A 13,131-nucleotide genomic window follows, 5' to 3' on the forward strand; every position below is an offset into this window, starting at 1 on the left:
CGAAGGCCGGCGCGCGAGCGTGATTACTGATGCGGCAGGAAGCCGGTCGAAATCCAGGGCACCGCGGCCACCACGATGAGCCCGATGACGAGCGCGACGATGTAGCCGGCGATCGGCTTCATGCCTTGATCGGGATGGATGCGGCTCACGGCGCAGGCCGAGTAGTAGCCGACGCCGAACGGCGGCGCGAACAGGCCCACGCCCATCGAAAGAATCACGACCATCGCGTAGTGAATGTCGTTGATGCCCAACTGCCTAGCGATCGGGAACATCAGCGGTCCGAACAGCACGATGGCGGGGATGCCTTCGAGCACGCTGCCGAGCACGATGAACACCACGATCGACGCCGCGATGAACGTTGCCGCCCCGCCCGGCAAGCCGGCGAGCGTGTCGGCGAGTTCGCCCGAGAAGCCCGATTGCGTGAGCGCCCAGGCCATGCCCGTCGCCGCGCCGATGATGAGCAGAATCGCGCCCGACAGCGACGCCGTTTCGATCAGCATCGGCTTCAGGCGCGCCCATTCGAAGCGCCGATAGATCAAGAGGCCGGCAAGCACCGTGTACACGATGCCGATGGTCGAGACTTCGGTGGCCGTTGCGATCCCGCGAATCACCGCCATGCGAATCACGAACGGCAACGCGAGTGCGGGCAGCGCGATCAGCAGCTTGCGGACGATCTCGGCGGCGCCGGCGCGCGTCACGTGCGAAAGATCCTCGCGCCGATTGCGCCAGAACACGAGCGCGCACAGCGTCACGGCGAGCACGATGCCGGGCAGCATGCCGCCCGTGAACAGCGCCGAGATCGACGCGCCCGTCACCGAGCCGAGCGTGATCAAGACGAGGCTCGGCGGGATCGTTTCGGTCTGCGCGCCGGTCGCGGCCAGGAGCGCGACGAGTTCGCCCGGCTTCGCACCGCGCGCCGTCATCTCGGGGAACAGCACGGGGGCGACCGCCGCCATGTCCGCGGCCTTGGAACCCGAGATGCCGGACACCAGATACATCGCCCCCACCAGCACATACGACAGACCGCCGCGCACATGCCCGAGCAGGCTCGCGAGAAACGCGATCATCGCGGCGGCCATACCCGTCATCTCGATCAGCTGCCCGAGGAACACGAAGAGCGGTACCGACAGCAGGATCAAGTGCGACATGCCCTCGTCCATGCGGCCGACGACGACCGTCATCGGCGTGCTCGTCGTGAGCGCGAGATAGCCGAAGGTCGCGAGCGCGAACGAGAACGCGATCGGCACGCCGGACAGCACGCCGAGCGCCACGAGCCCGACGAAGAAGATCAGCAGGTTGTAGTTGCCGAGATTGCTCAGCAGCGGCCCGAGCGCGACGAACGCGCAGCCGATCGCGAAGACCGCGGCCAAAGCGGCGAGCACTAGCCGCCAGTTGGCCTCGCGAATGAGCCGCACCGCCGTCACGAGCAGCATGAGCCCCGCGCCCACCGGAAACGCCGCCGCGCGCCAGGAATCGGAGAGGCTCAGCGCCGGCGTGGTGACCATCGACGCGTCCTGCGCGAACTGCACGGCCGGCCACATGACGAGCCCGAGAAACGCGAGCGGCGCGGCAATGGCGACCATGTCGAGGAACGCGCGCACGCCGGGCGAGCACATGCCCACCACGGCGGTCATCCGCATGTGCTCGCCGCGTCGCAAGGCCACTACCGCGCCGAGCATCGCGAGCCATAAAAACAGGATCTCGGCTAGTTCGTCGGACCAGACGAGCGGCGAGCGAAACACATAGCGGCTCGTCACGCCCGCCAGCAGCACGACGATTTCCGCGACCACCAAGAGCGCAGCGGGAATTTCGACCAACGGCCCGAGCGCGGCGTCGAACGCGCACGCGAAGCGCCGCGGCGAATGATGCGGGAGAGAGAGCGTAGTCATGGTGTCCCCTTCAGGCGAGCTTGCCGGCGTACTTTTCGAGCATGCCCCAGCCCTCATCGCCGTACTTCGATTTCCAGTCGCTATAGAAGGAGGTTTTCGCGAGCGCGCCGCGGAACGCTTCGCGGTCGACGTCGACGAACGTGATGCCCTTGCCCTTCAAGTCGTTGCGCAGCGACAGGGAGAGCTTCGCGATATCGGCGCGCTGGTCCATGCCGGCGCGCGTGAACTCGCGCTGCACGATCGCGCGGAGGTCGGGCGGCAGCTTGTTCCAGGCAGCGACGTTGCCGAGAATCCAGTAGCCGTCCCACACGTGCGACGTAAGGCTGATGAACTTCTGCACTTCGTAGAGCTTGGCCGTCGCGATGATCGGCAGCGGGTTCTCCTGGCCTTCCACCACGCCCGTCTGCAGCGCCGAATAGAGCTCGTTGAAGTTGATCGGCGTGGGGCCCGCTCCGAGCGCTTTGAAAAGCGAAGTCAGCATCGGCGCTTGCGGCACGCGGATCTTGAAGCCGCTCAAGTCGGCGGGCGATTTGAGCGGATGGGTCGACGAGCTGATCTGCCGAAAGCCGTTGTCCCACACCGGGCACACGGAGACGATGCCCGACTTCGTGATCTGCGCGCGGATGTAGTTGCCGAGATCGCCGTCCATCGCGCGCCAGACCGTGTCGTAGTCCTTGAACGCGAAGCCGGTGTTGACGATGCCCGCGGCGGGCGTGAGCGTCGCGAGAATCGACGACGCCTGATTGAAGAACTCGACGCCGCCATTGCGCACCTGCGAGAGCAGGTCGGTATCGGAGCCGAGCTGATTGGCCGGGAACAGCTTGATGTCGACGCGTCCGTTGGTCGCCGCGCGGATGCGGTCGAGCGCTTCCTTGCCGCGGATGTTGACCGGATGCGTCGGGTCCTGGCCCGTCGCGAACTTATACGAGAACTCGGCCGCCGTGGCGCGCCGCGAGATGCTCACGAACGGCGCCGCCACGCCCAACGCGGCGCCGGCCTTCAGAAACGTGCGGCGATTGATGCCGCCTCGAGCATTCGACTGGGTCGTCATGATGTGCTCCTCCAATATGGATTTTCATTCTTGTTGTGCTGTGTGATTTCGTAATGTGACGCTTTCTGGCGACGTGCGTCTGCCGTCTTTGCCGTATGGCGGAAAGTCCGGTGTCTCCTCCGTCAAACGCAGGCCGGACGTTTCCGCTGCTCTGCGCCTAGCCGTGGATCAGCATGCCGCCGTTCACGTCGATCACGGCGCCCGTGATGTACGACGAGATATCCGAGGCCAGAAACAGGAACGCGCCGGCGACGTCATCCGGTACGCCGAGGCGGTTCAGCGGAATGCCCGCAAGAATTTCGCCGCGCTTGTCGTCGCTGATCTTGCCCGCGTTGATGTCGGTCTGGATCAGGCCGGGCGTCACGCAGTTCACGCGAATGCCGTCGATGCCGAGCTCGCGCGCCATCGCCTTCGCCAGGCCCAGCACGCCCGCCTTGGCGGCCGAGTAATGCGGTCCGCCAAGAATGCCGCCGCCGCGCTGCGCCGACACCGACGACATGCAACCGATCGACCCCTTGCCCTGCTTCTTCATCTGCGGCACCACCGCTTGCGAGAGATACAGCACGCCGCGCAGATTCACGTCGAGGATGCGGTCCCAGCTTTCCGGGTCGATGTCGAGCAGCTTGGCCGGCTGCGTGATACCGGCGTTGTTGATGAGCACATCGATGGAGCCGAGATCGGCGACCACGCGCTCGACCGCGGCGGCGCACGCCTGCCGGTCGGTCACGTTGCAGGCGTAGCCGCGATGGGCCGGGCCAATCGACGACGCGGCTTCGACAGCCGCGCGCTCGTCGAGATCGAAAATCGCAACCGTTGCGCCTTGGGCGGCAAACATGCGCGCCGTCGCCATGCCGATTCCGCGCGGCGAGGCAGCGCCCGAGATGACGGCGACCTTGCCGGCAAGAAGTTTCGACTCTGACATGTTGAAGTCTCCTGATAGGGTGCGCTTCGAGCGCTGAATGTCGTGTAGTGAAAAGCTGTGATGAAAGCGGCTTAGCTGAGCCAGCCCTTGATCGTGTCGGCCATCGCGTTCGTGGAGATGCCGTAGCGGTCGTGCAGCGTCGGCAGCGCGCCCGCGTCGAGGAACGCATCGGGCAGCGCGATCTGACGGAACGGCGGCGTCACCCCTGCGGTGAGCAACGTGGTCGCGACCGCTTCGCCGAGACCGCCGATCGTCGTATGGTTCTCGGCCACCACGACGAGGCGGCCCGAGCGCCGCGCTTCACGCAGGATCGTCACCGTATCGAGCGGCTTGATCGTCGGCACGTGCAGCACGCCCACGTCGACGCGGTCCTGTTCGAGCGCCTTCGCCACTTCGAGCGCGCGCATCGTCATGATCCCGGTCGAGATGATCAGCACTTCGGCGCCGTCGCGCAGCAGCTTCGCCTTGCCGAGTTCGAAACGGTAGTCGTACTGATCGAGCACGAGCGGAACGTTGCCGCGCAACAAGCGCATATAGACGGGGCCGCGATGGTCGGCGATCGCCGGCACGATCTGCTCGATCTCGTGCGCGTCGCACGGATCGATCACGGTGAGGTTCGGCATCGCGCGGAACAGCGCGAGGTCTTCGGCGGCCTGGTGGCTCGGACCGTAGCCGGTCGTGAGGCCCGGCAATGCGCAAACGATCTTCACGTCGAGGTTGTCCTCGGCGATCGTCTGGTGAATGAAGTCGTACGCGCGGCGCGACGCGAACACGGCATACGTCGTAACGAACGGCTGCGCGCCCTCGTGCGCCATGCCGGCGGCCGCGCCCATCAGCAATTGCTCGGCCATGCCCATCTGGTAGTAGCGCTCAGGGAATGCCTTCGCGAAGATGTGCAAATCGGTGTACTTGCCGAGATCGGCCGTCATGCCCACGACCTCGGGGCGCTGCTTCGCCAGCTCGACGAGCGCATGCCCGAACGGCGCGGAACGCGTGGCCTGTCCTTCGCCGGCGATCGACGCGATCATCGCCGATGTCTTCAGACGCGGCTTCTGTGCGGTGGCTTGGCTCATGCTTGCTTCCCCTCTTCGAGCGCCTTCAGCGCGAGTTGCCATTCGTGCGCGTCGACACGGATGAAGTGGTTCTTCTCGCGCGCTTCGAGGAACGGCACGCCGCAGCCCATCTTCGTATCGCAGACGATCATGCGCGGCTGCGGAGCGCGATGTGCGCGCGCAGCGTCGAATGCGGCGACCACCGCGTCGAGGTCGTTGCCGTTCACGCGCTGCACGAACCAGCCGAACGCTTCGAGCTTCTCGACGAGCGGCTCGAACGCCATGATCTGCGTCGACGGGCCATCGGCTTGCTGGTTGTTGACGTCGACGATCCCGATCAGGTTGTCGAGCTGCCAGTGCGCGGCGGACATGATCGCTTCCCACACCGAGCCCTCGTCGAGTTCGCCATCGGAAAACAGCGTGTAGACGAACGAACCGGAGCCCTTGCGCTTCAATCCGAGGCAGCGGCCGACGGCAATCGTGAGGCCCTGCCCGAGCGAGCCGCCGGACATCTCCATGCCCGGCGTATAGCTCGCCATGCCGGACATCGGCAGGCGGCTGTCATCGCTGCCATACGTTTCCAGCTCTTCTTGAGGGACGATGCCCGCTTCGATCAGCGCGGCGTAAAGCGCGATCGCGTAGTGGCCGTTGGACAGCAGGAAGCGGTCGCGGCCTTCCCAGTCAGGGTCGGCCGGGTGGTATTTCATCGCATGAAAATAGGCCGTCGCCAGCACATCGGCGATGTCCAGCGCCTGGCCGATGTAGCCCTGCCCTTGCACCTCGCCCATCAAGAGCGCGTTGCGGCGGATGCGATATGCGCGCTCCGCGAGTTGGACGGATTCAGTTGTCCGTCCGGCTTCGCTGATAGTCACCGTGATCTCCTCCGTATGAGTTGTTGTAAGCGTAGGCCCTTGAGTTCTCGCGCTCAAACGAATTAAAGTGGCCGTATCGCTGAATTCAATTCACCGGAATGCTGTGATGCACAATCGCGTTACGCTCAAGTCGATTCAAGCGTTCGAGGCCGCGGCGCGGCTCTCGTCGTTCGCGCTTGCCGCGGACGAGCTGTTCGTCACGCCGTCCGCCATCAGCCACCAGGTCAAGCTGCTCGAAGAGCAATTGAGCGTGCGGCTCTTTCATCGCGTGCATCGCGCGGTCATCCTGACCGACTCGGGACGGCAATACGCCGAAGAGATTGCGGCCGCCTTCGCCCGCATCGATGCGGCGACGCGCAACATCGGCCGCGTCGTCAAGAGCGACATCCTCACCGTCCACGCCACGCCCAGCTTCGCGACGCAATGGCTGATGCCGCGCATCGCGCGCTTTTCCGCGCTCAATCCCGACATCGACGTGCGGCTCAATGCATCCTCGGATCCCGCGGACCTGAGCACGGAAGCCGTCGACGTCGACATCCGCTATGGCGCGCGCAAGCTGCAGCCGGTCGGCACGATGGTGCTGGAGCTGCCGCCCGAAACGATCGTGCCGCTGTGCGCGCCGGAACTTGCCAATGGCGAACATCCGATCCGCACGACCGCCGATTTGCAGCACCACACGCTGATCCATAGCGAAAGCTGCCTCGTCGGATGGCGCGACTGGATGCGGCTGAATCGCAAGACGCGTCTCGACATCACACGCGGGCCGCGCTTCGACCGCTCGTTCATGTCGATCAGCGCGGCCGTGGATGGATTGGGGGTGTGCCTGGAAAGCCTGCTGCTCGTGCAGCGCGAGCTGGAGACGGGACGGCTCGTCGCGCCGCTGGGGATAGAGGGATTGAAGGTTCACGGCTACACGCTGAACCTGCTGAAGTCGCGCGCGGACCTGCCCAAACTGCGCAGCTTTCAGGACTGGCTCTTCGAACAGCTTGAAGCGTGAGTCGCGCGCTGCACGGAAATTGCTCAATCGTAAGAAAGCTGACAAACGGTAATTGCGCGGGCAACTACATGCAATTCAGCAGACACTAATCTTGTCAAAGGAATGTGTCCCCGCGATGGAACCGCCGATTTCGCGCGACGAAAGACACATCACACATAAGACGTACAGGCAGCCGCTTTTCCGAGGGAGGCAACATGCAAAAGAAAACCGTCATTCGCACAGCCGTGGCGAGCGCCTGCTTGATGGCGTTATCCGGCGCGGCATTCGCGCAATCGGTGGCGTACACGTCGCAACCGGTCGACGTGTACGCCGGTCCTGCGTCGGATTACCCGGTCGTCGCGGAAGTGCCGCCAGGAGTGGAGCTCGCCGTGAATGGCTGCGTGTCCGATTACAGCTGGTGCGACGTCTCGACGTCCGAGTTTCGTGGATGGGTCTACGGCGGATATCTGAACTATCCGTATCAAGGCTCTCAAGTGCCGATCATGACTTACGGCGTGCAGATCGGGGTGCCGGTTGTGGTGTTCTCGTTCGGCAACTATTGGGACCGCTATTATCACGACCGGCCGTGGTACCACGATCGGGACCGCTGGGCCAATCACCCGCCGCCACATGGCGGACCGCCGCCGCAGGGTGGCGGGCCGGCTTTGAATCCGCGACCAGTGATTCGTGAAGGCGGGCAGCCGCAGCCTCAACCGGGGTACGGGCACGGGCCGGAGCAACAACATCCGCAACCCCAGCCTGGGTATACGCACGGGCCTGAGCAGCAGCATCCGCAACCAGAGTACGGGCATGGGCAGCCGCAGCAACCGGGCTACGCTCACGGACCGGCGCAACAGCCGCAGCAGCCTTCGCATGCGATGGGCGGGCCGCAAGGACAACAGATGGCCCACCCAGGTGGGCAGCCTGCCCAGCACGGCGGGAACGAACAGCACGGTGGCAACGAGCAACGCGGCGGCGGCAACGACGAGCGCGATCATTCGAGTAACCACTAGCGCCCGCGCGCTTCACGCGTCTCTTCGCAAACGCGTTTCGGCGTCAACCCGAGGCCGGCTCATCGCCCGGCCTCGGGGCTGACGCCGCTCAGTTCATGTTGTCGTTGTCGGGATGATCGTGCAGCGGGTCGGGGCTCTTTTGCGTCGAGCGCAGCACACCCGTGTCGTCGAAATAGAAGTGGAAGAGCTGGTACCAGGTGTTGTCTTCCTCATACCGATACGTCCACACCTCGCGTTTGACGAGCGGCAGATACATCGTCTCTTCCGGCCGGCCGAAATTGATCAGCACGTCGGTGCGCGTCCACTTGCCGGGTTCCGCTCGATAAAACTCCAACGGTTGCAGCACTTGGCGAACGCCGACGACTTTTCCGCTTGAGTCGATATCGGCGGCGATGGTGGTTTCGCCCATCGGTTGGGTTGGCCACATCAGGCGCTTGCCGCCGTTTGGAAGGTCGTAGGTTTCTTTCGGCTGGCCCAGGGACGCGGTGACGGTTGATTCGGGCTCGCCTGGGTGAAAGCGGTCCCAGGGTTGGACGCAGGCGCTTAGTGTGAGCGTCGCCAGAGCGCAAACCAGCACGGCGCGTATGCCGCGCTCAAAACGATGCCGATGCGGGCCGTTTGCGGTCGATCTTCGCTGTGTCATGCCGAACCTCACGCCTGAAGCAATGCATGAGGCTTTGACACGAAGCGCTGGCAAAAATTTGAAAATCGATCACCCTTCTCGGCGATCAAAGCACGCAGTCGTTCAAACCGCCCTTCAAACCGCCGCCTCCACCGCCACCTGCCAGCACAGCGCGCCGTGACGATTCATCAGCAGATTCCCGAGGCTGCAGCCTATTAGAAATCGCATGCGATTAAATCTTATGCGCTTGACATCGCCCAACCTTTCCACCATCATGCGACGCATGCGATTACATCGCATGCGATATAAACCTTCTTTCAGCAACCTCCCAGGAGAGATTTGTGATGACCAAGATCGAAACCGTGCTGCTCACCGGCAAGACCCATACGACGATTAGCGGCCGAGAGCGCGTCACGCTTGCGCTCTCGTCGCCCGGCAACGATGCGCAATCGCAGCAGCTCTTCTCGGACGTCGTCGCGCATCCGACCGCCGAGCGGCTGTTCGCGGGCGCATGGTCGGCCTGTTTTATCAGCGCGGTCGAACTCGCGGCCAAGGCGCAGAAAGTCGCGCTGCCGTCGGACTTGTCGGTCGACATCGAAGTGGATCTCGGCATGACCGGCGGCGGGTACTTCCTGCAAGCGCGCATCGACGTGACCATGCCGGGCGTGGCGCGCGAAGTGGCCGTTGCGGTCGTGCATGCCGCCGATGAAATGTGCCCGTATTCAAAGGCCACGCGCGGCAACATCGACGTCGCCATCAACGTGCGCTAACCGCAGCAAGCGAACCCAACGGACATTCGGGGCGCGTTTCAGCAAAACACGCGCCTCATCTATCTACTACTGAATCTTTTTCTAGCGAGACTCCATCATGAACGCCAAGCTCATCGCCGCCCTGCTCGTCGCCTTTTCCGCAACGGCCGCCGCTCCCGCATTCGCCAGCGGCTACGGCCCCGCTCCGTTCTACAAGCCCTCGGTCGGCGCTCCGGCGTCGCAGCGCGGCGAGAGTGCCCAAACGCTCGCCGCCGAGCGAAACGAGGCTAAGGCTTCGCAAGACGCCTACGGCGGCGTGGTTGCAGACCAATCCCAATCGGGCAGCCGCACCGTCCTCGCCGCGCGCGACACGCTCTACGCCCGTCATTAAGCCGTAGACGCTCCGTCACGATGGCCCCGATATCGCAAGACATGCGATATCGGGGCCATCGTGCGGCTAACGATTTCACGCTCGCCTACACCGACGCAAACGCGATATCCGAAGGACTGCCCACCGCAACGTAATCGCCGGTAAAGCGCAGCTTGCCGCTCGCTTTATCGACCGCGAAGATCGCGATGTGATCGCTGCGCTGGTTCAGCGAATAAAGGAAACGCCCCGACGGATCGAAGCGGATCACGCGCGGATAGTCGCCGCCGGTCGGCGTCTCGCCGATCCGCTGCACGTGCCCATTCGCGCCGATGCCGAACTGCACGATGGTGTCGTGCAGGCGGTTCGCGACATAGACGAAGCGGCCGTCGTGCGACAGCATGATTTCCGATGCGAAGCTCGTGCCTTGATATCCGGGCGGCAGCGTCGACACCGACTGCAGCTGCGTGAGCGTGCCGCTTGCCGCGTCATAGCCGTAGCAGACGAGCGTCGACGCTTCCTCGGTGACCTCGTACAAGTAGCGGCCGTTGGGATGAAACGCAACGTGCCGCGGGCCCGCTCCCGCCGATGCCGCGACGAACGGCGGATCGTTCGCCGATAGCGCGCCGGTCGCTTCATCGAACTTCCACACATAAGTGCGATCGACGCCGAGATCCGTCGAGATCGCGAATCGCCCGTCCGGCGACGGCACGATCGTGTGCGCATGCGGGCCGTCGTGATCGCTGATCGCAAAGCTGCCGGGCACGCCTTCGGCCGCATGCTGCGCGCCCGCCGGCGCTTGCGGCGCCTGCACGGAAACGGCCTCCCCGAGCACACCATCGATCGCGACCGGCAGCACCGCGACGCTGCCGCTGTTGTAGTTCGCGACCATCAGGTAGCGGCCGTTCGGATGGAGGCTCAAATAGACCGGCCCCGCGCCTTGCGAGTTAACCGTGTTGATCGGATGCAGCGCGCCCGTGCCCGCCTCGATCGCATACGAACTGACCGAGCCGTTGGTCGTGCCGTTGTAGTTCTTCACCTCGCTGACGCTGAACAGGAAGCGCTGCTTCGAATCGATCGCGAGCGCGCTCGGATTCTCGATGCCCTGCACCGGCTCCAGCGGTTCGAGCTTGCCGCTCGCACGGTCGACCTGAAATCGATGAATGCCGAGGCCGTGCGGCGTGTAGGTGCCGACGTAGGCGAACAACGCCTTGCCGTTCTGCGCCGCCGATACCGCGTCTTTGCTTGCCGCCGCGCGCACAGGCCGCGGACTCGCGATCGTGCCCATCGCGGACACTGCGGCCATCGCGCCCACGCCTTTCAGCCAGGCGCGCCGCGCTTCCGAACCGGGGACTTCGAGTTGCCGATCCTTGCTCATCCATTGCCTCCTATGTGACGACAGCCATTGGTAACTACGTTTGGTTGTAAGGCTGAGACAGCGCCTTCGAAGAAGCGATAAGGTCGTCGAGCATCAAATTGCGCCTTGTCGGCTCGGTGTCGCGGCTCGTCATGAAGCAAAGCGCGGCAACCGGCAGACCGGTTCGGTCGCGGATCGGCGCGGCCATGCACAGCCGAAACGTGTTCGAAAGACCTTCGGTGCAACAGTAACCTTGCGCGGCTGCCTGCTCGATATCGCGCATGAAATCTTGAAACTCGACGCGCCTGCCGTTGTCGAGCACGAAATCCTCATCCGGAATCAGCGCGCGAATCTCGTCCGCGCGCAAGTGTCCGAGCAGCAGCCGGCCCGTCGCGGTCCATGGAATCGGCACTTTCACACCGATGTCCGCGCTGATGTTGAACGGCCGCGAGCTGTTCTCCGAAAGCACCACCGTGTACTTGTTGCCCTCGAGCATGCACAGCTGCGCCGTCTCATCGTGTTTCCTCACCAGCGCGAGGATCGTCTGGTGGGCACGGCTGATCAGATCGTTATGCACGGCGTAATCGGCGCCGTAGTAATGCATCTCGCGGCCGAAGAACACGCCGCCGTCCACCGCGATCTCGAGCCATCCGGCTTCGGCGAGAATCGTCACGAGTTCATAGATGCTCGAGCGCGGTGCACCGGTCGCCTCGATCAACTCGCGCATCGTCATAGGGCGTCGCGCGATATGCAATTGCCTGAGAATGCCGATGACGCGGTCCACGCCTCTGGCTCTCGATGACTCTGGTGCAGACATTCATTCCACTCCGTCGGCGATTAGTTTCGATTCGTTTTAATGGTCGAGCACTCGATGCAGGAACTGGCGCGTCCGTTCGTTCTGCGGATTCACGAAGATTTGCTCCGGCACGCCTTGCTCGGCAATGACGCCTTTGTCCATGAACACGACACGGTCCGCGGTTTTGCGCGCGAAGCCCATCTCGTGCGTCACGACGACCATCGTCATGCCGTCGCGTGCGAGCCCGCGCATCACTTCGGTCACTTCGCCGACCAGTTCGGGATCGAGCGCGGACGTCGCCTCGTCGAAGAACATGATGCCCGGCTCGACCGCCAGCGCTCGCGCAATCGCCACACGCTGCTGCTGGCCACCCGAAAGCTGGCTCGGATAGTGCTCGGCCCGCTCCGCGAGCCCCACGCGATCGAGGGCCTCCATGGCGCGCTTCTTCGCGTCGGCGGGGCTCATCTTGCGGGCTTTGATCAGCGCGAGCGTCACGTTGCCGAGCGCCGTCTTGTGCGGAAACAGGTTGAACTGCTGAAACACCATGCCCACGTGGCCGCGGATTTCCTTGGCCCGGCGCGCGTCGTGCAGCGGCACCTCGTTGACCCAGACCTCACCCGAGTCGGCGGTTTCCAGTCCGGCCATGATGCGCAGCACCGTGCTCTTGCCCGAACCCGAGGCGCCGATGAGCACCAGCACTTCGCCGGCGCGAACGTCGAGGTTGATTTCCTTCAGCACCTTGGTGGCGCCGAACGATTTGCTGACGCCAGCAAGGTTGATGGCGGGTTTCGACGAAACGGAAGCGGTCATGACGGCAAGCTCCTTCGATCATGGTGGCGCACCCACTGCGAGAGCGGGAAGCACACGACAAAATACAGCACGGCGACGAGTCCATAGATTTCCACCGGTTGCCCGACCCGGTCGACGATGGCTTGCCCCCCGTGCATCAATTCGGACATGCCGATCATGCTGACGATCGACGTGTCCTTGATGAGCGACAGATATTGGCCGATGAGCGGCGGCAGCACGATCTTTCCTGTCTGCGGCAGCGCCACCGAAAAGAACGTCTGCGTCTTGCTCAGGCCGAGAATCTGCGAGACCTCCCATTGACCTTTGGGCACGGCTTCGATGCCCGAGCGGAACACCTCCGAGATATAGGCGCCCTGATACACGCTCAAACCGATGGCGCCGGCTGCGAACACGTCGATCGCATAGCCGAAATACGACACGCCGAAGTAGATGAACATGAGCGTGATCAGCACGGGCGTGCCGCGAAACAGTTCGGTATAGAGCTTGGCGATGCGGGACGTTCCCCACGGCCCGAACGTGCGCAATACCGCGGCGATGAGACCGATGAGCGTGCCGCCGACGATCGCGGCCGCGGACAGCAGCAACGTCGTCACCAATCCTTCAAGCAGGATCGACAGGCTGGTCTTCAACAATTCGGCTGACATGGCGAATCTCC

At 63.9% G+C, this 13,131-nt stretch carries 14 protein-coding genes; 4 read left to right on the plus strand and 10 right to left on the minus strand.

All coding sequences use genetic code 11. The annotated features are described in order from the left end of the window. Positions 1-23: 23 nt before the first annotated feature. The 5 genes from AAHK20_RS23520 to AAHK20_RS23540 form a co-directional block, all read right to left on the minus strand. Positions 24-1,889 (minus strand): TRAP transporter large permease, encoded by a 1,866-nt coding sequence (locus AAHK20_RS23520; protein ID WP_449183905.1) that lies wholly within the window; start codon positions 1,887-1,889, stop codon positions 24-26. 10 nt (positions 1,890-1,899) lie between these two features. Continuing rightward, positions 1,900-2,940 carry a TRAP transporter substrate-binding protein gene (locus AAHK20_RS23525; protein ID WP_449183906.1) on the minus strand — a complete coding sequence of 347 codons (1,041 nt, stop codon included), beginning with the start codon at positions 2,938-2,940 and terminating at the stop codon, positions 1,900-1,902. Between the two features lie 157 nt (positions 2,941-3,097). After that, on the minus strand, positions 3,098-3,862 hold the full coding sequence (locus tag AAHK20_RS23530; RefSeq protein ID WP_449183907.1) for an SDR family NAD(P)-dependent oxidoreductase: 765 nt from the start codon (positions 3,860-3,862) through the stop codon (positions 3,098-3,100). Between the two features lie 71 nt (positions 3,863-3,933). Then, positions 3,934-4,935, minus strand: coding sequence for a transketolase family protein (locus AAHK20_RS23535; protein WP_449183908.1), 1,002 nt, complete (start codon positions 4,933-4,935; stop codon positions 3,934-3,936). Beyond that, on the minus strand, positions 4,932-5,786 hold the full coding sequence (locus AAHK20_RS23540; RefSeq protein ID WP_449183909.1) for a transketolase: 855 nt from the start codon (positions 5,784-5,786) through the stop codon (positions 4,932-4,934). The genes AAHK20_RS23535 and AAHK20_RS23540 overlap by 4 nt, the downstream gene beginning before the upstream one ends. A gap of 106 nt (positions 5,787-5,892) precedes the next feature. On the opposite strand from AAHK20_RS23540, the gene gcvA reads away from it, so the two are divergent. Further along, on the plus strand, positions 5,893-6,783 hold the full coding sequence (gene gcvA, locus AAHK20_RS23545; RefSeq protein ID WP_449183910.1) for a transcriptional regulator GcvA: 891 nt from the start codon (positions 5,893-5,895) through the stop codon (positions 6,781-6,783). A gap of 194 nt (positions 6,784-6,977) precedes the next feature. Further along, positions 6,978-7,775: an SH3 domain-containing protein gene (locus AAHK20_RS23550; protein ID WP_449183911.1), complete on the plus strand. Its 798-nt coding sequence runs from the start codon at positions 6,978-6,980 to the stop codon at positions 7,773-7,775. 88 nt (positions 7,776-7,863) lie between these two features. Here the strand turns inward: AAHK20_RS23550 and AAHK20_RS23555 are convergent, their stop codons facing one another. Next, entirely contained in the window at positions 7,864-8,418 is a 555-nt protein-coding gene (locus AAHK20_RS23555; RefSeq protein WP_449183912.1) for a hypothetical protein, read from the minus strand. Positions 8,419-8,741: 323 nt separating this feature from the next. Between AAHK20_RS23555 and AAHK20_RS23560 the strand changes: the two genes are divergently transcribed. Beyond that, positions 8,742-9,167 (plus strand): Ohr family peroxiredoxin, encoded by a 426-nt coding sequence (locus tag AAHK20_RS23560; RefSeq protein ID WP_449183913.1) that lies wholly within the window; start codon positions 8,742-8,744, stop codon positions 9,165-9,167. Between the two features lie 97 nt (positions 9,168-9,264). Then, a complete protein-coding gene (locus tag AAHK20_RS23565) occupies positions 9,265-9,537 on the plus strand; it encodes a hypothetical protein (protein ID WP_449183914.1) in 273 nt (90 codons plus the stop codon). 85 nt (positions 9,538-9,622) lie between these two features. Here AAHK20_RS23565 and AAHK20_RS23570 read toward each other — a convergent pair whose 3' ends face one another. The 4 genes from AAHK20_RS23570 to AAHK20_RS23585 are packed head-to-tail and all read right to left on the minus strand — an operon-like array spanning position 9,623 to position 13,120. Continuing rightward, complete coding sequence (locus tag AAHK20_RS23570; RefSeq protein WP_449183915.1) at positions 9,623-10,891, minus strand: lactonase family protein; 1,269 nt, start codon at positions 10,889-10,891, stop codon at positions 9,623-9,625. 34 nt (positions 10,892-10,925) lie between these two features. Beyond that, positions 10,926-11,687, minus strand: coding sequence for an IclR family transcriptional regulator (locus AAHK20_RS23575; RefSeq protein WP_449183916.1), 762 nt, complete (start codon positions 11,685-11,687; stop codon positions 10,926-10,928). A gap of 36 nt (positions 11,688-11,723) precedes the next feature. Continuing rightward, complete coding sequence (locus AAHK20_RS23580) at positions 11,724-12,476, minus strand: amino acid ABC transporter ATP-binding protein (RefSeq protein ID WP_449183917.1); 753 nt, start codon at positions 12,474-12,476, stop codon at positions 11,724-11,726. After that, complete coding sequence (locus tag AAHK20_RS23585; RefSeq protein ID WP_449183918.1) at positions 12,473-13,120, minus strand: amino acid ABC transporter permease; 648 nt, start codon at positions 13,118-13,120, stop codon at positions 12,473-12,475. Before AAHK20_RS23585 ends, AAHK20_RS23580 begins: the two co-directional genes overlap by 4 nt. Positions 13,121-13,131: the final 11 nt, after the last annotated feature.

This window comes from Trinickia camelliae (genome assembly GCF_053525655.1).

What these genes read in the sequence shown, in the direction of transcription:
- AAHK20_RS23520 (WP_449183905.1), bottom strand. Translation starts at nt 1,889, where the DNA reads ATGACTACGCTCTCTCTCCCGCATCATTCGCCGCGGCGCTTCGCGTGC.
- AAHK20_RS23525 (WP_449183906.1), bottom strand. Translation starts at nt 2,940, where the DNA reads ATGACGACCCAGTCGAATGCTCGAGGCGGCATCAATCGCCGCACGTTT.
- AAHK20_RS23530 (WP_449183907.1), bottom strand. Translation starts at nt 3,862, where the DNA reads ATGTCAGAGTCGAAACTTCTTGCCGGCAAGGTCGCCGTCATCTCGGGC.
- AAHK20_RS23535 (WP_449183908.1), bottom strand. Translation starts at nt 4,935, where the DNA reads ATGAGCCAAGCCACCGCACAGAAGCCGCGTCTGAAGACATCGGCGATG.
- gcvA (WP_449183910.1), top strand. Translation starts at nt 5,893, where the DNA reads ATGCACAATCGCGTTACGCTCAAGTCGATTCAAGCGTTCGAGGCCGCG.
- AAHK20_RS23550 (WP_449183911.1), top strand. Translation starts at nt 6,978, where the DNA reads ATGCAAAAGAAAACCGTCATTCGCACAGCCGTGGCGAGCGCCTGCTTG.
- AAHK20_RS23555 (WP_449183912.1), bottom strand. Translation starts at nt 8,418, where the DNA reads ATGACACAGCGAAGATCGACCGCAAACGGCCCGCATCGGCATCGTTTT.
- AAHK20_RS23560 (WP_449183913.1), top strand. Translation starts at nt 8,742, where the DNA reads ATGACCAAGATCGAAACCGTGCTGCTCACCGGCAAGACCCATACGACG.
- AAHK20_RS23565 (WP_449183914.1), top strand. Translation starts at nt 9,265, where the DNA reads ATGAACGCCAAGCTCATCGCCGCCCTGCTCGTCGCCTTTTCCGCAACG.
- AAHK20_RS23570 (WP_449183915.1), bottom strand. Translation starts at nt 10,891, where the DNA reads ATGAGCAAGGATCGGCAACTCGAAGTCCCCGGTTCGGAAGCGCGGCGC.
- AAHK20_RS23575 (WP_449183916.1), bottom strand. Translation starts at nt 11,687, where the DNA reads ATGTCTGCACCAGAGTCATCGAGAGCCAGAGGCGTGGACCGCGTCATC.
- AAHK20_RS23580 (WP_449183917.1), bottom strand. Translation starts at nt 12,476, where the DNA reads ATGACCGCTTCCGTTTCGTCGAAACCCGCCATCAACCTTGCTGGCGTC.
- AAHK20_RS23585 (WP_449183918.1), bottom strand. Translation starts at nt 13,120, where the DNA reads ATGTCAGCCGAATTGTTGAAGACCAGCCTGTCGATCCTGCTTGAAGGA.